Raw genomic sequence first — 22,638 nt, 5'->3', positions numbered from 1 at the left:
AAAAACCTCAGAAAGGAAGAAACCAGATAAGCGAGATGGTGCCCTCGCGAAACTTCGCGTTGGCGCTGCCGCGGCCGGGAAAGCGCGTGCCGCTATAGTTGCTGTACTGGAGTGAAAAGGAGCCGGGCGTATAGCCGGCGTAGCCAAAGCTGTAGCTGTAGTCGCCGTTCCACGGCTGCTGCTGTTCAGCGTGCGGAAACCAGAAGGCGGTGGCGCGGATAAAAAAGTGCTGCTTAAAGGTGTAGCCGCAACCGCCCAGGCCAACCTGCTTATTGGCGCGCAGATCGTTATCCGCCAGCGAATAGTAGCGCGGCACCCAGCTGACGCCGACCTGGCAGGTAAGCGCGTCCCCTTTGTTGATCAGCAGATGCTTCTCCAGCGCCTTCGGCAGCGAAAATTTGTAGGCGAAGGTAAAGGCGCCCTGTTCGAAATAGGTAAAGCGCGAATTTCCGGAAGGAAACAGGTGGTTATCGCCATAGTTGCTGTAGACCAGGCTAAAGGTATTGGGGTGCCAGTCGTCATAGCCGAAGCTGTAGCGAAAATCGGTGGTGTATTTATCGAAATCGGTAATGGGAGCGCGCAGCGTGACGTTAGCGAACCAGAAGCTGTAGGGAGAATATTGCAGGCTGAGGTTCACCAGCTGATTGATTTTCTTTTTTTGCTGCGCCGATGTCTCGCCGTTAGGAATGGTGATCCACTGCTCTTTCAGCCCGCTTGAGAAGCTGAGCGCGCTGGAAAATTTATCTTTGTTGCCGGAAAAGAGCCGGCCCCAGCGGCTGGTAAATACCCCTGCCTGAATCGGCTCTTCGTGGGCCGAAACCGTTTCGTTGTCGGCCGCAACGGCATAAGCAGGCGCTGCCGCGCCTGCGGCGAACGCGATAGTCAGCCATCCTGCTCCTCTGGCCGAAAGCCCCGGGAAAACCATGCCGCACTCCTCGCTTAATTAGGGATAAAACGCCCGCCAATCTCTTTTTTCGCCATCCACCACAGCACCCCAAGCGCGGCAAGATGAATCAGCGTGTTGCGTATCCACGCCTGGTGCCAGAGGTCGAAGTCCACGAACTGGCTAACCGCCATCACCACGAAAACGTGCAGGATAAAGGTATAAAGCGAGTGCTGTCCGAGCGGGATAAGAAACCAGCCGACGGCGCGCTCGATGGGACGCCAGCAGAAAGTCAGCACCAGATAAACCAGCAGCATCAGGCTGAAGTCGTTCAGCACGCGACAGGGACCCAGGGCGTTTTTGCTGGCGAGGTGGTAGTAAAACCAGTTGAAATCGGCGGGCGGAATCACATGCAGCAGCAGGAATGAGGGCATAAAAGGATTGGTATGGTTCTGCGCGACAAACATCATGATCAGCGCATAGATCACCATTATGCCCATCACAACATAGCCGCCCGGCGTGCGGGCCAGCGATATCAGTTCATCTTTATACCAGCCGCAGCACATGCCCAGCACATAGATAAACTGCCAGGCAAGCAGCGGGAAGGCGAATTCAAATTCCGCCACCGTCAGTCGCGTCGGCCAGAGATGATAGCTGACGTAGCCTGCCAGCGACGCGAGCAGCAGCCAGCCTGGGCGACGCCCCTTCAGCAGCGCCAGAAATAGCGGGCTGACCAGCAGCAGGCAGATATAGAGGCCGAGGATCTGCGTCTGATGTGGTCCAATTTGCAGGTAGAGAATGATATTGAACCAGGTCTCCTTGATCTGCGGCGTGGCAGGAAACAGCGACCAGACGGTGCCGGAGTAGCGATCGACAAAGTGGGTGACTTCAAAGGTATTGACGTAGGGAATATGCGACAGCAGCAGCATCAGACCGATGATGGTCAGATTGACCAGATAAATTTTTCCGGCGCGCCGCCACAGCGTCCAGCCTACCGTCAGCAGCACCTCTTTTTGCAGCCGCTGGCGGTTGAGCATGCCCAGCATAAAGCCCGACAAAATGACAAAACCTTCGGCGCCGGTGGTCAGGCCGAAGCGCTCCCAGGTAAAAATATTCACCAGCGACAGGAGCTCAGTGTGCGCCACCACCATCATCACCAGCGCAATGCCGCGCAGCATATCGACGCGCAGATCGCGCTTTCCGGGCACCGCATAGCGCCACGCGCGCCAGTCAACGCTTACCGTTTTAGGCTCAACCGCCACATCCGCCATAAATGATTACCGTGAATGATGGAATGATATTTCTTAGTTAAATAAATTAGATCGTTACTCTGTAAGAAGAAGTTTAGCGCTGTCGCTGTTTAAGTCACGCTGAAATGAAAAAATTCTTAATTACCTTGTAAATGGCTGTAATTTAATACTATATAAAATGTCAGGGAGATTCAGGCAATAAGTTGGTTAACCTTTATACATTCTTGCCCCGCTTTAAATATAAAAATACCTTAATAATAACTATTTAGTAATCTAATGCATTAACCGTTACCGCCAGGTGAAAAGATAATCAACAACGCATCCGCCATTGAAACGAGACGCCATGGATTATTACTTTTCACGCTTTGAACATCGACGTCCGCCCGCCCCGCTCCATACGCCGCTGTGGGTCATGCGGATCTGGCAGGTGCTGGCTGTGGCCGGGCTGATTCTGGGGGCGAACTACATCCGCTGGCGCTGGATGGAGTCGCTTAACATGGACGCGCTCTGGTATGCCATTCCGCTGGCGCTGGCGGAGACGCTCGCCTGGGTCGGCACGCTGCTGTTCACCATCAATATCTGGCAGGTCAAGGATCCCGCCTGTCCGCCGCCGCCCGAGGAGATTAACCAGTGCCTGCTGGAGCAGGACCGCACCGATGCGCGTCCGCCGAAGGTCGATCTCTTTATCGCCACCTACTCCGAGGATCCCGAGCTGGTGCGTCTTTCGATTCGGGACGCGCTTAAGCTGACCTATCCCACGCCCCTCGACCTCGCCATCCACGTGCTGGATGACGGTCGGCGGCCTGAAATGCGCGCGGTGTGCCAGGAGGAAGGGGTGAACTACATCACGCGTGAAAACAATATCGGCTTCAAGGCGGGCAACATCCGCAACGGCATGGAGCAGACCGACGGCGACTTTCTGGTGATTTGCGATGCGGATACCCGCGTCTTCCCCACGCTGCTGGCCAATACGCTGGGCTATTTTCGCGATCCCGACGTCGCCTGGGTACAGACGCCGCAGTGGTTCTACGATCTGCCGGAGGGCGAGCGTTTCGCCGACTGGCTGCGCCGCCGTGCCGGCCTGCCGGGCTACCTGTTCGGCCGCGCCGCAGAGGGGATTTTCGGGCGACTGACGGTCGGCAGCGATCCCTTTTTCAACGATCCGCGCATGTTCTATGACGTTATCCTGCGCCGCCGCAACTGGGCGAACGCCGCATTTTGCTGCGGCGCGGCGTCGGTTCATCGCCGCGAGGCGGTGATGCAGGCGGCCTTGCGCAGCTACGTATTCAGCGTCGAAGAGGAGATTGCGCGCCACACCCGCGACATTCGCGACGAAGAGATGCGCGCCACGCTGAGTCAGGCAATGCGCCCGCACGTGATCGCCGATACCGAGCTGACGCCCTACAAATTTCACGTCTCGGAAGATATCTACACCTCTATCGTGCTGCACGGCGACAGCGGGCGGCGCTGGCGTTCGGTGATGCATCCCGGCATCGAGTCGAAAATGCTGTCGCCGCAGGATCTGCTTACCTGGATGATCCAGCGCTTTAAATATGCGGCGGGTTCGCTGGATATTCTGTTCCACGACAAGATTTTCAGCCGCCGCCGCTTTACCCTCAGCCTCGGGCAGACGCTGATGTACGGCACCACCTTCTGGTCCTATCTCGCCTGCATCTGGAACACCGTATTTCTGATCTCGCCGCTGATCTATCTCTTTACCGGCATTCCGCCGGTGTCCGCCTACTCGACGCCCTTTTACCTGCACTTCCTGCCTTTTTTCATCGTGTCGGAACTGGCGTTTATGTTCGGCACCTGGGGCATCTCCGCCTGGGACGGTCGCTCATCCTATCTCGCCTTTTTCTCCGTCAACCTGCGCGCCCTGAGTACCGTGCTGCGCGGCGAGAAGGTGAAGTTTCACGTGACGCCCAAAGAGCGGCAGTCGGGGCGCTTTCTCTATCTGGTGAAGCCGCAGCTGGCGATTGTGGCGCTGACGCTGCTCGGCCTGATCTGGGGCGGCATTCAGGTGGCGCGCGGCAACGTCGACGACCCGTCGGGCTACGTGATTAATATCTTCTGGGGCGCGGTCAATATCGCCGCCATGATGCCAATGATTATGGCGGCGATGTGGACGCCGCCGGCTACGCAGGAGGCGGAAGCGGAATGAGCCTGAAATCGGGCATTTACAGCGCGCGCAGCTATCTCACGATTCTGATCGGCTTTTTAATCGGCTTCGCCATCGTAATGTGGGTCGAGCGGCAGATGCCGACGCGGGTCGAAACCACGGACGGTATCGTGCTGAGCAAGTCGTTCCCGCCCTTGCCTGAGCAGCGCGAACTTACCTTTGACGAGGCGGTGTGGGCGCGTATCGCCTGGCAATATTTTGTTAACAACACGCAGACCAACGGGCTGGTGAGCGCCGAGGCGGATAAGCCCTGGCTCAGCCTGTGGAGCACCGGCAGCTATCTGCTCGCGGCTATCGCCGCCAGGCAGCTCGCCATCATTCCCGACGCCGAGTTCGACGATCGCATCGGCTCGGCGCTGGCGGCGTTAGACGCGCTGCCGCTGAAGCCCGACGGTTTGCCCGCCGCCTTTTACCACGCCGACACCCTGGAACCGCTGCCGTCTGCGGACGAAAATGCGGGTTCGGCCATCGATATGGGTCGCCTGCTGATGCCGCTGCAGATCCTGCTGTGGCGCTATCCGCAGCATGCGGCGGCGGTCAATCAGCTGCTTTCGCACTGGCAGCTCGCGGGGCTGCTGAAAAGCAGCGGGCCACAGGGCGCCAGTTTGCCGGTCAACCGCTGGGTCATCCGCACCGACGATCCGCGCGGCAGCTACGGCTATCGCCTGTATGCAGGCAGCGTGCTGCGGCTGATTAACGCCTCCGCCGGTCTGGCGGTCAGCCAGCCGCCGGACGGGCTGAAGCTGGTGGAGATCGACGGGCACGCGGTGCCTGATGAGGGACTACGCACGCCCTGGGGCAAGCAGCCGTCCCTGATCAGCATGCCTTATCTGCTGACCGGGCTGGAGCAGGGTTTCGACGCGCGCAGCGGCGAAATTACCTGGCGCATTATGCAGATCGTCCAGAACCGCACCGGCACGCCGTCTGACGCGGGCGAGATCAACAGCGACTACGCCGAGCAGGCGCCCGACTTTGTCGGCGCGCTGCCCGGCAGTCAGCCGCTGCCCATTCAGAACATCAACGACAGCGCCAGCGAAACGCTCGCCAGCCGCGCCCTGACCTCAACCCGTTCCGCCTTCGCCTGGTATGCGCTGTTCCGCAACCGCTGGAGCGAGGCGCTGCGCAAAGGGATGCTGCCGATGATTGAACCTGGCAAGGGCTGGAAAGCGGGCTTCAACGCCGACGGCTCGGTCAATGCCGCGATCGATGCGGATACCAACGCGATGGTGCTGGAGAGCCTCTCCTATATCGCCCACGGCCAGCTTCTTTGCCTGGGCTGTCTCGCCGCCCCTTTACCCGCTAAGCAGCCGCAGCAACAAGGAGTAACAACGAAATGAGATCTTTATGGCTTCGCCGTTCCGGCCTCGCTGCCCTGCTGGCTGCGCTGCTGCTTCTGGCGCCTGCGATGCAGGCGGCGGTCAGCCTGCCGGCATCTGATTACAAGGTGCGTCACGGCGAACTGACCGAACGCGAGATGGCGGTGGCGAAAAACGCCTGGGCCTATTTTGTGGCCAACACGCAGCCTACGACCGGCCTGGTGAACGCGGTAAATAAATACCCTTCCACCACCATGTGGGACAGCGCCTCTTATCTGGCGGCGCTCACGGCGGCGCGCGAGCTTGGCATTATCGATAAGGCGGAGTTTGATCGGCGTCTGCTGCAGTTTATGGCGACGCTGAACAAACTGGTGCTGTTCCAGAATCAGGTGCCCAATAAGGCGTACAACACCATTACCGGCCAGAAAGTAGACTACCTGAACAAACCGGGCGAGATCGGTTTTTCCGCCATCGATATCGGCCGCATGCTGCTCTGGCTGAAAATCATCAAAGAGCGCTATCCCGAGCACGGCAACAGCATCGACAACGTGGTGCTGGGCTGGGATTTCACCCACGTAGTGGATGACTGCGGCACGCTCTATGGCGCCTATCTCGACGGCAAAAAACAGCCGCAGTACGTGCAGGAAGGCCGACTCGGCTATGAGGAGTACGCCGCATCGGGCTACCAGCTGTGGGGCTTTACCACCTGCCAGGCGAGCCGGCCCGAGCCTTACGCGCTGGCGGATATCTACTGCGTACTGGTGCCCTACGACACGCGCGATCCGCGCATGACCAACCAGCACAACTACGTCGTCACCGAATCCTACCTGCTGCACGGCCTGGAAATGGGCTGGGACAACGCTGACGACCGCGATAACGATGCGCGCGACTTTAGCCATCCGTGGATGAAAAACTTCGCCGACCGCGTCTATCAGGCACAGGAAAACCGCTACATGATCACCGGGACGCTCACGGCGCGCTCGGAGCATCAGCTCGATAAATCCCCGTACTTCGTTTACGACACCGTGTTTAGCGACGGCTACAACTGGAACACCATTACCGACAAAGGCCAGTATGTGCCCAACGTCGCGGCGGTTTCGCTTAAGGCGGCGCTCGGCATGTGGGTGCTGTGGGACTCCCCCTATACCGACCGCCTGTTCGACACCATCGAAAACGCCGATGAACAGGGCAAAGGCTACTACGAAGGTTTGTATGAAAATGGCGACGGGCCGATCAAAGAGTTCACCGCTAATAACAACGGCATCATGATGGAGGCGCTGCTGTTCAAGAAAGAGGGCAAGCTGCTGCGCTTCAACAGCAACGATCCGCGTAAGGCCAGCTATGCGCCCTCAATGTGGGAGAAACGGCTGGTCGATATCTTTGACCCTAACAATACGCCGCGCAATCGCCCGTTCCTTAACGTCACGCCAGGCATTAAAAACTGGTGCGAGCAGAGCGGCACCGCCGTGCGCAGCGCCCCGTCGTGTCAGGCCTGCAAATGCGCGCGCTGCGACAGCCAGGCGCCCGTTAAGTTACCGCCGGTGGCGACGACATGCCTAAAACAGTAATTCGTCTCCTTCTCGCGCTGCTGCTGGCGCTCGCGCTGGTGGCTGGCCTGCTCGCCTGGAATCAGGCGGCAGGCTGGCGCTGGCTGGTCAACGGCGGCTGGCACACCACCGCGCGGCTGGGCGTGCTTAACGATCAGGAGCGACGCTGGGCGACCATCGCCTGGCGCTACTTCGAGAACAACGCGCAGCCGCAAACCGGGCTGGTGAACGGCAGCGATAAGCGGCCGGTGGTCAGCCTGTGGCAAATGGGCGACACCCTGATCGCCCTTACGGCGGCGCGCCAGCTCGATCTGATCGACGACGACGCCTTCGATCGCCGCCTGACGCTGATCCTGGGCACCCTGAACCGGCTGCCGCTCACCTCGGCGAACGTGCCGAATCTGCTCTACAACGCCACCAGCGTCGCGATGGTGGGCTACGCCAACACGCCGCAGGTCATCGGCTGGTCGGCGAAAGATATGGCGCGGCTGATGATGGCGCTGCGCATCGTAGCGTCGTTTCATCCTCAGTACAGCGAATATCTGGAGCGGGTGCTCCTGCGCTGGGACTTCTGCCGCGTGGTGGATAACAAAGGGCAGCTCTACGCCGGGCAGATGCGTGATAACAAGCTGACGCCGCAGGCCGAAGGCCGACTTGGCGACAGCGAATACAGCGCGGCGGGATTCGGGCTCTGGGGCTTCGCCAACGATCAGTCGCTGCGTCCGCCGTCGCAGCATGTGATTATCGACGGGCTGGCGCTCGATATCGACGCGCGCGATCCGCGCACCACCTGGACCCCCGCCGCGATTACCACCACGCCCTACGTGCTGAGCGGCATGGAATACGCCTGGACGCTGCCCGGCGCCGATCGCGATATCGTGACGCTTCAGCGCCAGCGCGCCAGCAACGTCTATCGCGTGCAGGAGATGCGCTGGCAGCAGAAAAATATCCTGACCGCCCGCAGCGATTTCACTATCTCCGCGCCGCCCTGGCACGTCAACGACACCCTTTTCGCCAACGGCTACGCCTGGAACACGCTGGCTGACGACGGTAAATGGGTGCCGCGTCTGGCGCAGGTGTCGACCCGCGCCGTTTTCGGGCTCTGGGCGCTGTGGCAAACGCCCTTCACCGACGCGCTGATGGCGATGACCCAGCGGCAGAACGATCCGCAGCGCGGCTGGTTTGAAGGACGCGTTGAGGCGACCGGCGACTACAACCGCGCCATTACGCTCACCACCAACGCCATGGTGCTCGAGGCGCTGCTGTTTAAAGCCAATATGGGCGCGCTGCTGCGCGACAGCGAACTGAGCGAGCAGAGCTATTTTCGTCGGCAGCTGGAGGATCCCTTCACCACGCCGAACCGCTGTTTTCCTGTTAACTACGCCGCCCAGCGCGGCAGCCCCAATTAAGGAGGCGTGATGCCTGAAAGCCAGCTTCCTAAAGCGCTCGATTCGCTACGCGCGGCAGTGCTGATGTATGACGACCAGGAGCGCCTGATCGCCTTCAACAAGCAGGTGGTGCGCTTCTATCCCGGCATAGAAGCGCGTATTCGCCTTGGCATCACGCTGACGCAGCTGGTCGAGGAGTTTATCGCTTCCGCCTATATGACAGAAAATCAGCAGAGCCGACAGGCGATGATTGATAACCTGGTCAGCCGCTGCCGCCTGGATAATCACAGCGAGATGCGCCGTATCGGCAACCGGCAGGTCTTTGTGCAGCACAACCGCACGCCAGAAGGCGGCATTGTCAGCCTGCATATCGACATCACGGGCTTCGAACCGATCAGCGAGTCGCGCAACCAGCTGCACGCCGACTTCGTGCTGGCGGCGGAGTCTACCCAGATCGGCATCTGGGACTGGCAGCAGGAAAAAGATCTGCTGCAGGTCAACGACGCGCTGCTCAATATGCTGGGCTACCCGCGCGAGACCTGGCACTACAGCGCCAGCTTCCTTGATACGCTGCTGCATCCCGACGACCGCGAGCCGCTGCAGCAGCTCTTCTCCAGCGCCAGCAACCAGCAGCTGCCGGTATTCGAGAGCGAAATCCGTCTGTTACACCGTAACGGGAACTACCGCTGGATGCTGCTTTCCGGCCAGGTGGCGAGCGTCACCGTTAGCGGCGAAACCGCGCGCGTCATCGGCACGCTGCAGGACATCACCAAACGCAAAGAGGCGGAGCAGCTTTCGCTGCAGGCGCTGGCCGCCGCGCGGGCCGCGAACGAGGCGAAGAGTATTTTTCTCGCCAATATGAGCCACGAAATACGCACGCCGATGAACGGCATTCTCGGCATGACCCAGCTCTGCCTGGATACTCAGCTCACCGCCGAGCAGCGCGAGTATATGACGCTGGTCTACCACTCGGCCCATACGCTGCTGCGCGTGATCAACGATATTCTCGATTACTCCAAGATTGAGGCGGGCAAGATCGAGCTGGACGAGGAGGAGTTTCAGCTGCGCGGCTTCCTGCATGCGCTGATGCGGCCGCTGATGCCCACGGCCTCAGAAAAGAGCGTCGAGCTGCTGGTCAACGTCGCGCCGGACGTGCCCGATCTGCTGACGGCGGACAGCGTGCGGCTACGGCAGGTGTTGACCAATCTGGCCAGCAATGCGCTGAAGTTTACCCCATCCGGCGAGGTTGAACTCTCCGTGCGCCGCGACGCGCAGAGCAACCGGCTGCGCTTCCAGGTGCGCGACACCGGCATCGGCATTCCCGCAGACAAGCAGCAGCTGATTTTTGAATCCTTCAGCCAGGCGGATACCTCGACGACGCGCAAATATGGCGGCACCGGGCTGGGGCTGACCATTTCGGCGCGGCTGGTGGAGATCCTGGGCGGCGAGCTGAGCGTGCAGAGTGAACCGGGTAAAGGCAGCGTCTTCAGTTTTACCCTGCCCGTGCCGCACCAGCCGGTCAGCGACGCGCTGAAGAGTTCGCCGCGCTTCGTCAGCGTGCCCGTGCTGGTGGTGGACGATAACGCCACCAACCGCCATATCATGAGCGATATGCTGCGCAACATGGGGCTGCTGCCGAGCCTGGCGGCCAGCGCCGACGAGGCGCTGGCGATTCTGGAGGCGCATCCCGGCTTCTCGCTCATCCTGCTGGATGCGCAGATGCCGGATAAAGACGGCATGACGCTGGCGCAGGAGATCAAGGCGTCGCCCGCGCTGGCGGAGAGCCAGATCATTATGCTCAGCTCAATGAGCCGCGTGATGGATGCCGATCAGCTCGCCCGCATCGGCGTGAACTATTTTCTCGGCAAGCCTGTGGACCAGCGCGAGCTGTATGACGTCATCAGACAGGCGCTGACGCAGCAGCCCGCCCGCGCCGTCGCCCCGCTGCCGCCGCTGCGCGAGCTCGACACGGGGACGGAGCGGCCGCTGCGCATTCTGCTGGCTGAGGATAACCTGGTAAACCAGAAGCTGGCCGCGCATTTCCTGACGCGGCTTGGCCATCAGTTTGCCATGGTGGGCAACGGCCTCGAAGTGCTGGAGCAGCTGGATCAGGCGAGCTGGGATCTTATCCTGATGGATTTGCAGATGCCGGAACTGGATGGCGAGCAGGCGACGCGTCTTATCCGCGAGCGCGAAGCGAGCCGTCCTGGCCGGGCGCATCAGCGCATTATTGCTATGACCGCCCACGCTATGAAGGGTGATAAAGAGTTCTGCCTGCAGCACGGCTTTGATGGCTATCTGTCCAAACCGGTGAGTCTGGAGTCGCTGAACGACGAGATCCTGCGCGTGGTCACCCTGCCGACGCCCTCGCCGTCCGCCACGCCCGCGCCGCCGCCCGATCGGCAGACGCTGGCGGCACGACTCGGCCTGGACGACGCGCTGCTGAGCGAACTGCTGGCGCTGTTCGCCGACGGGCTGCCGGAGATGATTGCGCAGCTAAAAAGCGCGCTCTGCGAACAGGATATGACGCGCATACGCCGCCTGGCGCACAAGCTGCGCGGCGAAGCCTCAACCTTTGGCTTTGACGCCTTCACGCGCTATTTACAGGCGCTGGAGGAGTCGGCCCGCGATGAGGCGCAGCTGGAAAGCGCGGCTTTAATCACCGAACTTGAGCAGCAGTCAGATGCGCTCTTCACTCAACTTCGCCATCTGCAGGAGAAGCTATGATGCGTTACGCCCTGGCGCTGAGCGTCTTGATTTGCGCGCCGCTGTACGCCGCGCCGCTTCCGCCTCCGCAAAGCTGGTCGCTGGCGGGCGAATGGCGCGCCCACGACGCCAACGATGCCGATTTTGTCGGCTGGCGCGGCAGCGATCAAAAGTGGCGCAAGCTGCGCGTGCCGGCAAACTGGTACAGCGCTGGCTGGGATCATCAGGGCGCGCTCTGGTACCGCACCGAATTTTCGCTGCGTAAACCGGCCGCCGATCGGCTGGCGACGCTGGAGTTTGACGGCGTCGATTACTTCGCCGACGTCTGGCTTAACGGCAAAAAACTGGCGCGGCATGAAGGCTATTTTCAGCGCTTCGCCGTCGATATTACCGACGCGCTGACGCGCTATAACCGGCTGGCGGTGCGCGTCGACAGCCCGTTTGAAGATCCGCAAAAGAACTGGCCGCTGCGCAAAAACCTGATGAAAGGCATTCTGAATCAGCACGACTCCCGGCCTGGCGGCGCCTGGTCGCCGCAGGGGCAGGACGCCAACTCCGGCGGCATCTGGTCGCCGGTGAGATTGCGCCTCAGCCGCAGCGTGGCGATCGATAACCTGATCCTCAGGCCCGACTGGTCGCAGGGTCTGACGCAGCCGCGCCTGCGCGTCGAGTTCGTTTATCGCGCCCCGGCGGCGAAAGCGGCGGCGCTGGAACTTACCGCACGGCCCGATAATTTCAGCGGCGAGACCTATCGTCTCTCGCAGGCCGTGACGCTGCAGCCGAGCGGCGACGCGACGCAGCGCATCGCCGTCACGCTGCCGATGCCAAAGGCGCAGCTCTGGTGGCCGAAGGGCTACGGCAAGCCCAATCTTTATCAGGTACAGGTCAGGCTGCGCGACGACCAGGGCGTGCTTGACCAGCGCAGCAGCCGCACCGGACTGCGTCAGGTGGTCGAGCAACCGCAAAATCAGGGCTGGCTGGTCAACGGCCAGCGGCTGTTTATTCGCGGCACCAACTATATCGGCTCGCCCTGGCTCAGCACCATGACTAAAGCGCGCTACGCGCGCGATTTCGATATGGTGGAGCGGATGAACGCCAACGCCATCCGCGTGCATGGGCATGTGGCGAGCCGTGCGCTCTACCAGGCGGCGGACGAGCGCGGGCTAATGATCTGGCAGGATGTGCCGCTGCAGTGGGGCTATAACGATACGGCCGCCTTCGCCGATAACGCGGTCAGGCAGACGCAGGAGATGGTGGAGCAGTTCGGCAACTCGCCTGCCGTGGTGGTCTGGGGCGGGCAAAACGAACCGCCGTTCAACTCGCCGTGGATGGGCAAGCGCTTTCCCGACTGGCATAAGGATCTCAACCGCAACCTGATGCAGCGCGTTGCCGATACGCTGGCGCAGGACACCAGCCGCATTGTGCACCCCTTCTCCGCCGTTGAAGAGCACTACTGGGCAGGCTGGTATTTCGGCTCGCTGGCGAACCTGCTGGAGCCGGCGAAAACCGCCACCATCACCGAATTTGGCGCCCAGGCGCTGCCCCGGCTCGCCACGCTGCGCACCTTTATTCCGCGCGGTGAGCTTTGGCCTGCTACCACCCAGCCGGGCGACCCAGGGTGGGTACGCTGGAAGTATCACAATTTTCAGCCTATCCAGACTTTCCAGAACGCGAAGATTTCCCGCGGCGACAACATCCAGCGTTTTATCGCCAATACCCAGCGCTATCAGGCGCAGCTGGTCGCTATCGCTGCGGAAAGCTACCGGCGTCAGCGCTTCCAGCCGGTCACCGCGCTGTTTCAGTTTATGTTTGTAGAGACCTGGCCCTCGGCAAACTGGGGCGTTGTGGACTATTTGCGCCAGCCGAAGGCGGGCTACTTTGCGATGCAGCGCGCCTATCAGCCGCTGCTGCCGTCGATAGAGCCCAACAGACTTGACTGGAAGGCGGGCCAGCCGGGACAAATCAACCTGTGGACCATCAACGATCTGGCGGTCGCTTATCCTGGCAGCCAGCTGCAGTGGCGCATCGTTCAGGGCGACAGCGTGCTGGCGCAGGGCGAGCAGCCGGTCGATATCGCCGCCGATAGCGGTAAAAAAGTGGTTGAGCTGCCGGTGACACCGTCACGTGCTGGCACGCTGCGCGTAACAGCGCGCATCGTCGATGGTGAGCATAAAACCCTGGCGCATAATCAGATGGAATTTGAAGTCGCGCCCTGATGGAGGCTGAATTTTCCCTGTCAGACAGGCGGCACTGAGCCTTACCAGAGTAGCGGGAAACGGCTGGTTTGATGTGCCGCGCGGCTGAGGCAAAAGCAGCGCGTACGGTTAGCCTTTTCTGCTGTCACATCACCGGACTAGCGAGAGGTGCTGGCTCTGACTTTCAGCGTAGCGGGGAGTTCGGTAAACCTGTCTACTGGCACACCATTAAGAAGATCAACAAGCACGCGCCCGGCCTGAACGCCCATATCGCGCCAGGGGAATTCAATCGCCGTTAACGCAGGCGAGCACGCCTGTGACAGCGCCTCTCCTCCCATGCTGGCGACAGAGAGGGTATTGGGCACGTTTAACCCTGCGCTATGGCACGCCATCATACAGCCGCAAGCTATCTCTTCTGAAGTGCAGATTAACGCATCCAAATCTCCCCAGGTCGTCATCATATCTTTGAAAAGCGTTATGCCCGTATCAATCGTAGCAGGCAAATGGGTGGTGACGACTCTATGCGGCGAGCGGTTTAAGGCAAGCATCGCACTGTTCCAGCCGCTCAGGATCTGGTGAGAGCGGGTAGTGTTTGCTGGATGACAGAGCAAAGCAATGTTTTTCAATGATAAGTTTGCGAGATGCTTGACCACCTGCTGAACAGCCCGGCTGTAATCGACGCCGACGCTGACGCCCGCAGAAGCCCTGTTCAGCGCGCCGGTTTCCAGGACTGGCAGATCGACACTGGCAAAGTGTTGAGTCAGGCTCTCAACGGTGTCGATATTAAACAGAACAATAGCCGCCGGATTATAGGCAAGGATCTTTTCCAACGCTTTTTGATTGCTGAGGCCGTGATGGCCTGTTTCCGCCAGCATCACGGTATAACCCTGTTCAGCCAGCACGCTTTGCAGGGATTCAGAAAGCGCTAAAAAGCCTGATGAAGAGAAGGCGGGAGCCACGACCAGGATAAGGTCGGATCGCACGGATGCAAGCGAGCGCGCCTGTAAGTTAGGAACATAGCCAAGTTGAGTGACGGCGGCATCAATCCGCCTGCGCAGTTCAGGGTTCACTTTTTCAGGCGTTCTCAGCGCGCGCGAAATGGTCATTGTGCTCACGCCAACCAACTCAGCGACTTCAGCCAGCGTAATTTTACCCGTCCCCTTACGACGTTTTTCCTTCGGATTATCCTCTGCGTCTGAAATGCGCACAAAAACTCCAACTATTTGAAAGTAATATAAATAAACCACGCCAGGCCTGAGGTTCATAGTATAACCTGGCACGGCGCGGGTGTAAGCAGCGGGTGATGAGTGTTATGACGGCCATTTCAATGTTAGCGCTAACAATGCGAGTTTGATCACAGTTGTATTTTATCCTGCTGTTTATAGTTCGCCTGGTTGATACTCAGGTGGGAAATATGAGTGAAGGATGGCTAACAGACGACAGAATTAATATTGTTAATTCGGTTAATCACTGGAAAGAGGCTATTACCCTTGTCGCTCAACCTTTACTGGCGCAGGGTTATATCTCGCAGCATTATATCAATGCTGTTTTACAAACCCATGAGCGACAAGGGCCTTATTATTTGTTAGCGCCCGGTTTAGCTCTGCCTCATGCACGACCTGAACAAGGCGCGCTAAAAAATGGCCTGTCTCTCCTTCATATTAAAAACGGAATTTGTTTTGGTTCTGATGAAAATGATCCTGTATACGTCGTTATTATGTTATGCGCCTTTTCCGGGGATGAGCACGTCAGCCTGATCGCTAAACTGGCAGGAATTCTATGCGATGAGGAGAAGCTTAATCGTTTATTGAAGGCTGCCAGTAAAGAGGCCATTCAGGCTGTAATTAACTGAAGGAGAGAGCAATGAAGAAAATCCTCATTGTCTGTGGCAATGGTCTGGGAAGTAGCTTTATTGTCGAAATGAATGTTAAAAAACTACTTAAAGAGATTAACAAGGAAGCCTCGGTCAGTCATACTGATTTGAGTTCTGCCAAAAGTGAAAATGCCGACATCATTATTAGCGCAAAAGATATTGCCGGGCAGCTCAGCGGACACCCAGCGAAAATATTTGGCCTGAGCAACCTGCTGGATAATCAGACCCTAAAAGAGATATTGGAAAAAAACCTCTGACCGCCCTTCTTAACGTGTGGAGTATATAATGCTTCAGTTCATTATCTATGATGTGCTGGGAACGCCAGCCATTCTGGTTGGGCTATTTTCTCTGGCTGGACTGTTGTTACAGAGAAAGGCGATATCGGAAGTTATTTCGGGAACGCTGAAAACCATTATGGGCTTTGTTATCCTGACCGCGGGAGCAACGATAATTGCGAGTTCGCTGTCTATATTCAGTCAGCTGTTTGAACACGCCTTTCATATTCAGGGCGTGGTGCCCAATACTGACGCCATGGCCGCTCTGGCGCAGCAGCATTATGGTTCGGCAACCGCCTTGATTATGGTTTTAGCCATGCTTATCAATATTGCGCTGGCCCGGCTGACGCCGTTGAAATATATCTTTTTGACCGGGCATCATATTCTCTACATGGCAGCCATGCTGGCTATTATTTTGTCGGTGGGAGGGTTATCCCCGTTTTGGGTAGTGGCAACCGGCGCACTGATTTTAGGCGCGATGATGGTGGTTTCTCCCGCCCTGTTACAGCCCTTTACCCGAAAAATCACCCACACAGACGATCTGGCTTTAGGCCATTTTGGTTCGACGGGATACCTGCTTGCCGCGCTGGTAGGAAAAGCCACGGGCAAAGGCAGCCCTTCTATTGAAGAGATCAAGGTCCCTGCTTCCCTGAACTTTCTTCGAGACTCGTCCGTGGCAATTTCGCTCACCATGATGCTGCTTTTTCTGGTGTTAGTGAGCGCTGCAGGCCGCTCTTATGTGGAAGAAACCTTAAGCGCCGGTCAAAACTTCATTATTTTTGCCATTATCCAGTCTCTTACCTTTGCGGCCGGGGTCTACATCATTCTGGCCGGGGTGCGAATGGTGATAGCGGAGATTGTCCCTGCCTTTAAAGGGATTGCTGACAAGTTGGTTAAAGATGCAAAACCGGCGCTGGACTGCCCTACCGTTTTTCCCTTTGCGCCCAACGCCGTTATCGTCGGCTTTCTCGCCAGCTTTATGGCCGGGTTAGTCTGCATGTTTCTCTGTCCGCTGTTTGGTCTGAGCGTGATCGTTCCAGGCCTGGTGCCTCACTTTTTTTGCGGTGCGACGGCGGGCGTTTACGGCAATATCACCGGCGGTCGCCGTGGGGCGGTGCTGGGTGCCTTTGCCCATGGACTCTTGATCTCTTTCCTGCCTGCCATTCTTTTGCCGATGATGGGGGAGATGGGATTAGGCTCCACGACCTTTGGCGATGCCGACTTCAGCGCCGTGGGCATTGTACTCGGCAAGATTATCGCCATTTTTCATTAACCTTTCACCCGTGCAGGAGATTATTCATGGGCGCTAAATTTTCACCCTCATTAATGTGTATGGATTTAACCCGATTCAAAGAGCAAATCACGGCTATGAACCGCACCGCTGATTTCTATCATGTCGATATTATGGATGGAAACTACGTTCGCAATATTACACTTTCTCCTTTCTTTATTGAAAATCTGAGAAAAATCACCTCTGTGCCGATTGATGTACATTTGATGGTTAACCATCCTGAAGATATCATTCCTCTGTGCCTGGATGCTGGGGCGGATATTATCAGCTTTCATCCAGAGACGGCGAGCAACAAAATTTTCAGGCTGCTTAATCAAATCAGAGAGGCGGGAAAAAAATGCGGCGTGGTGCTTAACCCTGCGCTGCCAGCGGAAACAATTGCAGAATATGGCCATTTGTTGGACAAAGTTACCGTTATGTCTGTTGATCCTGGCTTTGCCGGACAAAGTTTTATCCCCGAATCCCTGGAGAAAATTAAAAAGCTTATCAGGATGCGCGAAGAAAAAGGTTTCCACTATTTGACGGAAATTGATGGTTCATGCAATGAAAGAACCTTTGGTCAGATCTCAGACTCGGGCGTAGACGTTTTTATTGTGGGAACTTCTGGACTTTTTTCTTTGCATGATGACGTCGCTATTGCCTGGAAAAAAATGATGGAAATTTTTAATCGTGAAAAGGTGGTAGCCTGAAGCGTTTTAGCCCGAGCGGTAACGCTAAGAAATGGTAAATATTGCTAAGTTGCTCGCGTAAAAAGATTAAAAATAATCCACGTTAAACCCTTCATCCGATGGCGTTAGTGCAAGCCTGACTTGAATCTCAAGGAGTAAATCATGGACATTTCGCAGGTGCTTAATATCAGGAATATCAAGTTATCTCTGGACGCCAGAAGTAAAGCAGAGGCGATAGAGGAATTAACCGATCTGCTAACAGTGGATGGCGCGGTAACGGATAAGGCAGCCTTTATGCACGATGTCTGGCAGCGCGAAAATATCGCCTCGACCGGCTTTGAATCTCATATAGCTATTCCGCACGGTAAATCTTCGGCTGTGGCGCGTACCGCGCTGGCCATCGGACGGACTCACTACGACATTCCCTGGGAGACGATGGACGGAAGTGATGTGCGCTGCATTATTTTATTTGCGGTTAGCCTTGTGGATCAGAGCAGCACGCATATTCGCCTGCTGTCACAGGTGTCCGCTTCCCTGGCGGATGAGGAGATACTGGCACGGCTGCTGACAGAGGAGGATCCGCAAAAAATCATCCAGCTCTTTTGTTCACAGGATGAAGAGGTTACGCCGTGATTTTAGCTAACGGCTCGTTCCACCCGCAGAGTTAATGCTTAATTAAACCGAAAGAGGATAGCAGAGATGAATATTGTCGGCGTAACGGCCTGTACGGTAGGCATTGCACACACCTATATCGCGCAAAAGAAGATTGAAGCAGCGGCAAAAAAAGCTGGCCATCAGGTCCGGATTGAAACGCAGGGAACTATCGGTATCGAAAATGCGCTCTCTGCGGATGAGATTAATGCGGCTGATATCGTTTTGCTGGCAGCGGATGTGAAAGTATTAGGGGAAGAACGATTCACCGTAAAGAAAGTGGTTCGAGTGCCCACTGAAATGGCCGTGAAATCCCCCAATAAGCTGATTGAAAAGCTCAGCGAGTTGGCAAACGCATAACTCTTTGCCCGTTTTATTCACCGTGAAAGGCTAAATAATGACTATCAACGAATTATGGAAGGCCGCGAATCCTAAAGGCCATCTACTGACGGCTATCTCGTACCTGATTCCCATCGTTTGTGGTTCTGGATTTATCATTGCTATTGGCATGGGGGCTGGCGGCACGGTTCAGGATACGCTGATTTCGGGCCAGCTCGATTTATGGCAGGTATTGGCCACGCTTGGCGCTAAAGCTCTAGGGTTGTTACCCGTTGTTATTGCTATCGGCATTGCCGGGTCAATCGCAGGTAAACCAGGTATTGCGCCCGGTTTCACCGTAGGGCTGGCGGCTAATACCATTGGAGCGGGCTTTATTGGCGGCATCCTTGGGGGCTACATTGCGGGGTATCTTGCCCTCGGCGTTATCAGAAAAGTCAGCGTTCCGGAGTGGGCGCGTGGGCTAATGCCGACCTTGATTGTCCCCTTCTTCGCTTCGCTTATCAGCTGTCTGATCATGATCTATCTTATTGGCACGCCGGTGGGGATATTTACTGAGGCCTTAACCACTTTCCTGAGAAATATGGGGACCTCATCCACGCTGTTACTGGGCGCAGTCATTGGCGCATTGTGTATTATCGACTTTGGCGGCCCCCTTAATAAAACCTGTTTTGCATTCGTTTTAACGCTTCAGGCTCAGGGAATAAATGAACCTGTCACTGCGCTTCAGCTGGTTAACACGGCAACACCTGTGGGTTTTGGGCTGGCCTGGTTTATTGGCAGACTGCTCGGTAAAAATATCTACAACCGGGAAGAGATTGAAACGCTTAAATCCGCGGTGCCAATGGGGGTGGTGAATATCGTAGAGGGAGCTATTCCCATCGTAATGAACGATATTGTGCGTGGCGTTCTGGCGGCAGCTCTTGGCGGCGCCTGTGGCGGTGCAGTCGCACTGATGTATGGGGCTGACGCCACAGTGCCTTTTGGCGGTGTGTTAATGCTACCGACAATGTCACATCCTCTGGCCGGTGTTATGGCGCTGATCGTCAACATACTGGTGACGGGGGTGACCTATGCCGTCATCAAAAAAGACGTTTTGTATCAGCGTGTCTCCTCTCAGGAGAAGGAAGAAGAGGATCTTAATCTGGATGACATTCAAATAAGCTGAAGCTGTCAGAGAGTGATGAAGCTGTCTGACTATCTTCGCAGGCGTGATGAAGCCAATTCTTAGCAAAATCCTTTCGTTCTTTTTATGCGCGAGCATAGCGATATCTTATCGTTTAGTTCTCTCTGATAGAGAGGTGTCGCTATCTCTCCCCGGCGCGTTACACAGCCTGCGTAAAATTCACCCGCAGGCGGCGCGTCTCCCTCCTTGACGTCACCGAAAAAGGCGCAGCAAATCTTCTCATCTGCTGCGCCGGTGTAGCAGCCTTTCTATCCTCTGACCGGCCACCTTGCCCGCCCTTGAAGGACATTCCCTGATTCGATACCCACGCCCTGTAGCATTTAGCGATGGCTCTGCATAGAGATGCCGGGAAAGCATGAACAATGCCGAAAGGCGGCGACCAAACGGCCAGCAAAAAGTGACTCAATGCGGGTTTTCTTGCGCATACGATAACGGCAACATTTTTCTCATCTGCGCCAGCATCATGAAATTCTCTCATGTTCTTTGAATTTATATCACTTTTCGTTGAGTCCCAACTCAGGCATAAAAGATACATGGATGTTAAGTATTGGTAACACGAAACGTTGTGAGCGGAATAGCAGCTTAACAAATCGGGATATCCTGAAAAGCAAGCATTAACGCCAGTTTCTCCATCACGAATTAGGATGCCAGATTAAAATGACTCAGCCTGTCAATTTTACGATTAAAACGCTTCGTTTCGACGAAAATTATAATCCTTCGGAAAATACGCGCATCACCACCAATTTTGCCAATTTGGCCCGAGGCGATAAACGCCAGCAGAATCTGCGCAACGCGCTGGCGATGATTAATAACCGTTTTAACTCGCTGGCGCAGTGGGATAACCCGAACAGCGATCGCTATGCCGTCGACGTTGATATTATTTCCGCTGAAATGACCATTGCGACGGAAGGCCAGCGCGCAAGCTTTCCAGTGATTGAAATATTGAAACCGACGATCATCGACCGCAAAACCAGCCAGCGTATCGAAGGTATTCCAGGCAATAACTTCTCTTCTTACGTGCGCGATTACGATTTCAGCGTTCGGCTCTTTGAGCACAATAAAAATAAGGCGGAATTCACCCTTCCTGAGGATTTTGGCGATCTGCACGGCGCCATTTTCAAAGGATTCGTAGCATCGGCGGCCTATAAAGAGTGTCTGCAAAAGCCGCCGGTTATCTGCCTGAGCGTGTCCAGCAAAAACGTTTATCATCGAACCAATAACCATCATCCGGTGCTGGGCGTCGAATATCAGCAAGACCAGCCCTCTTTAACCGACCGCTACTTTGCCAAAATGGGGCTGCAGGTTCGCTATTTTATGCCGCTAAATAGCGTCGCGCCGCTCGCTTTCTATTTTAGCGGCGACCTGCTGGCCGACTACAGCAATCTTGAGCTGATCGGCACCATCAGCATGATGGAGACATTCCAGAAGATTTACCGGCCTGAAATCTATAACGCCAACTCAGCGGCAGGAAAATGTTATCAGCCGGACCTGAATCATCAGGATTACTCTTTAACCCGTATTGTTTACGACCGCGAAGAACGTAGCCAGCTGGCCGTTGAGCAGGGTAAGTTCACCGAAGAGAACTTTATTAAGCCCTACCAGACATTGCTTGAACAATGGGCTGCGCATTCCGTTCTTTGATTATTTAACCGACAGGGTCACGTTTTATGAAAAAGTTATTACCTACCTCTACCGCCGGCAGCCTGCCTAAACCTTCCTGGCTGGCACAGCCTGAGGTGCTCTGGTCACCGTGGAAATTACAGGACCGCGAACTGGTAGATGGCAAGAAAGATGCCCTGCGCTTGTGTCTGGCGGATCAGCTTGAGGCCGGTATCGACATCGTCAGCGACGGTGAGCAAACGCGTCAGCACTTCGTTACCACCTTTATCGAACACCTCAGCGGCGTCGATTTTGAAAAGCGGGAGATTGTGAAAATTCGCGATCGCTACGACGCCAGCGTGCCGACCGTGGTCGGCGAAGTGAGCCGTCAGAAGCCGGTCTTCGTCGAAGATGCGAAATTTTTGCGCCAGCAGACCAGCCAGCCGATTAAATGGGCGCTGCCCGGCCCGATGACGATGATCGATACGCTTTACGACGCCCACTACAAAAGCCGCGAGAAGCTGGCCTGGGAGTTCGCCAAAATTCTCAATCAGGAGGCCAAAGAACTAGAGGCGGCCGGCGTGGATATTATCCAGTTCGACGAGCCTGCCTTTAACGTGTTCTTCGATGAGGTGAACGACTGGGGTATCGCCACGCTGGAGCGCGCCATTGAAGGCCTGAAGTGCGAAACGGCGGTGCATATCTGCTACGGCTACGGTATCAAAGCCAATACCGACTGGAAAAAGACGCTGGGCACGGAATGGCGTCAGTATGAAGAGATTTTCCCTAAGCTGCAGAAATCGAATATCGATATCGTGTCGCTGGAGTGTCAGAACTCGCGCGTGCCGATGGATCTGATCGAGCTGATTCGCGGGAAAAAAGTGATGGTAGGCGCTATTGATGTGGCGACCAATACCATCGAGACGCCGGAGGAGGTAGCTGCTACCCTGCGCAAGGCGCTGCAGTTTGTTGACGCCGATAAGCTTTATCCCTGCACCAACTGCGGCATGATCCCGCTGCCACGCCACGTGGCAAACGGCAAGCTTCGTGCGCTGAGCGCGGGCGCGGAGATCGTCAGAAGAGAGCTTCAGGCGAAATAACGTCGTGAAGCAGTCGATCTCTGCCTAAGCAGGCAGTCCGGTTGGGCGATGGGGGCTCTCAATCGCCTGGCCGGGCTAAAACCTCGCCCATCGCACTATTGCGTTACCTCGCCGTCAGTCACGTCAATCCCGCCAGGGTTTCCCCCGCGCTGTAGTGTCGCCTCTCATCACGGCTATGCCCTGCACCGCGCT

At 56.6% G+C, this 22,638-nt stretch carries 18 protein-coding genes; 15 read left to right on the top strand and 3 right to left on the bottom strand.

Annotated features, from left to right (window positions below; genetic code table 11):
• Positions 1–7: 7 nt before the first annotated feature.
• A complete protein-coding gene (locus ACR6A7_RS05210) occupies positions 8–925 on the bottom strand; it encodes a hypothetical protein (protein ID WP_434123770.1) in 918 nt (305 codons plus the stop codon).
• Between the two features lie 14 nt (positions 926–939).
• On the bottom strand, positions 940–2,154 hold the full coding sequence (gene opgC / locus ACR6A7_RS05205; RefSeq protein WP_434123769.1) for an OpgC domain-containing protein: 1,215 nt from the start codon (positions 2,152–2,154) through the stop codon (positions 940–942).
• A 322-nt stretch (positions 2,155–2,476) separates the two neighbouring features.
• Between opgC and ACR6A7_RS05200 the strand changes: the two genes are divergently transcribed.
• From ACR6A7_RS05200 to ACR6A7_RS05175, 6 genes are all read left to right on the top strand, one after another.
• Entirely contained in the window at positions 2,477–4,297 is a 1,821-nt protein-coding gene (locus tag ACR6A7_RS05200; protein WP_434123768.1) for a glycosyltransferase family 2 protein, read from the top strand.
• Positions 4,294–5,652 carry a DUF3131 domain-containing protein gene (locus ACR6A7_RS05195; protein ID WP_434123767.1) on the top strand — a complete coding sequence of 453 codons (1,359 nt, stop codon included), beginning with the start codon at positions 4,294–4,296 and terminating at the stop codon, positions 5,650–5,652. Before ACR6A7_RS05200 ends, ACR6A7_RS05195 begins: the two co-directional genes overlap by 4 nt.
• 68 nt (positions 5,653–5,720) lie before the next feature.
• Positions 5,721–7,199, top strand: coding sequence for a DUF3131 domain-containing protein (locus ACR6A7_RS05190; RefSeq protein ID WP_434123818.1), 1,479 nt, complete (start codon positions 5,721–5,723; stop codon positions 7,197–7,199).
• Positions 7,184–8,587, top strand: coding sequence for a DUF3131 domain-containing protein (locus ACR6A7_RS05185; RefSeq protein ID WP_434123766.1), 1,404 nt, complete (start codon positions 7,184–7,186; stop codon positions 8,585–8,587). Before ACR6A7_RS05190 ends, ACR6A7_RS05185 begins: the two co-directional genes overlap by 16 nt.
• Before the next feature lie 9 nt (positions 8,588–8,596).
• Positions 8,597–11,293: a response regulator gene (locus tag ACR6A7_RS05180; RefSeq protein ID WP_434123765.1), complete on the top strand. Its 2,697-nt coding sequence runs from the start codon at positions 8,597–8,599 to the stop codon at positions 11,291–11,293.
• Positions 11,290–13,488, top strand: a complete 2,199-nt coding sequence (locus tag ACR6A7_RS05175) for a glycoside hydrolase family 2 protein (RefSeq protein ID WP_434123764.1) — start codon at positions 11,290–11,292, stop codon at positions 13,486–13,488. Before ACR6A7_RS05180 ends, ACR6A7_RS05175 begins: the two co-directional genes overlap by 4 nt.
• Before the next feature lie 137 nt (positions 13,489–13,625).
• Here ACR6A7_RS05175 and ACR6A7_RS05170 read toward each other — a convergent pair whose 3' ends face one another.
• Positions 13,626–14,732, bottom strand: coding sequence for a LacI family DNA-binding transcriptional regulator (locus ACR6A7_RS05170; protein ID WP_434123763.1), 1,107 nt, complete (start codon positions 14,730–14,732; stop codon positions 13,626–13,628).
• 149 nt (positions 14,733–14,881) lie between these two features.
• Between ACR6A7_RS05170 and ACR6A7_RS05165 the strand changes: the two genes are divergently transcribed.
• From ACR6A7_RS05165 to ACR6A7_RS05125, 9 genes are all read left to right on the top strand, one after another.
• Positions 14,882–15,319: a PTS sugar transporter subunit IIA gene (locus tag ACR6A7_RS05165; RefSeq protein WP_434123761.1), complete on the top strand. Its 438-nt coding sequence runs from the start codon at positions 14,882–14,884 to the stop codon at positions 15,317–15,319.
• Between the two features lie 11 nt (positions 15,320–15,330).
• Positions 15,331–15,597 carry a PTS sugar transporter subunit IIB gene (locus ACR6A7_RS05160; RefSeq protein ID WP_434123759.1) on the top strand — a complete coding sequence of 89 codons (267 nt, stop codon included), beginning with the start codon at positions 15,331–15,333 and terminating at the stop codon, positions 15,595–15,597.
• Between the two features lie 28 nt (positions 15,598–15,625).
• On the top strand, positions 15,626–16,888 hold the full coding sequence (gene ulaA / locus ACR6A7_RS05155; protein WP_434123758.1) for a PTS ascorbate transporter subunit IIC: 1,263 nt from the start codon (positions 15,626–15,628) through the stop codon (positions 16,886–16,888).
• Between the two features lie 26 nt (positions 16,889–16,914).
• The gene (gene alsE, locus ACR6A7_RS05150) at positions 16,915–17,595 is read left to right on the top strand and encodes a D-allulose 6-phosphate 3-epimerase (RefSeq protein ID WP_434123756.1); all 681 of its coding nucleotides are present in this window, start codon (positions 16,915–16,917) and stop codon (positions 17,593–17,595) included.
• 141 nt (positions 17,596–17,736) lie between these two features.
• Positions 17,737–18,207, top strand: a complete 471-nt coding sequence (locus ACR6A7_RS05145) for a PTS sugar transporter subunit IIA (protein ID WP_434123755.1) — start codon at positions 17,737–17,739, stop codon at positions 18,205–18,207.
• 66 nt (positions 18,208–18,273) lie between these two features.
• Entirely contained in the window at positions 18,274–18,585 is a 312-nt protein-coding gene (locus ACR6A7_RS05140) for a PTS fructose transporter subunit IIB (RefSeq protein ID WP_434123754.1), read from the top strand.
• A gap of 37 nt (positions 18,586–18,622) precedes the next feature.
• Positions 18,623–19,729 (top strand): PTS fructose transporter subunit IIC, encoded by a 1,107-nt coding sequence (locus ACR6A7_RS05135; protein ID WP_434123753.1) that lies wholly within the window; start codon positions 18,623–18,625, stop codon positions 19,727–19,729.
• A gap of 675 nt (positions 19,730–20,404) precedes the next feature.
• Positions 20,405–21,388, top strand: coding sequence for a DUF1852 domain-containing protein (locus ACR6A7_RS05130; RefSeq protein ID WP_434123752.1), 984 nt, complete (start codon positions 20,405–20,407; stop codon positions 21,386–21,388).
• A gap of 26 nt (positions 21,389–21,414) precedes the next feature.
• Positions 21,415–22,446, top strand: coding sequence for a methionine synthase (locus ACR6A7_RS05125; RefSeq protein ID WP_434123751.1), 1,032 nt, complete (start codon positions 21,415–21,417; stop codon positions 22,444–22,446).
• The last annotated feature ends 192 nt before the right edge of the window (positions 22,447–22,638 follow it).

The organism is Pantoea phyllosphaerae, assembly GCF_051025595.1.
Classification (GTDB): Bacteria; Pseudomonadota; Gammaproteobacteria; order Enterobacterales; family Enterobacteriaceae; genus Pantoea.
This window is presented reverse-complemented; position numbering and strand designations above follow the sequence as displayed.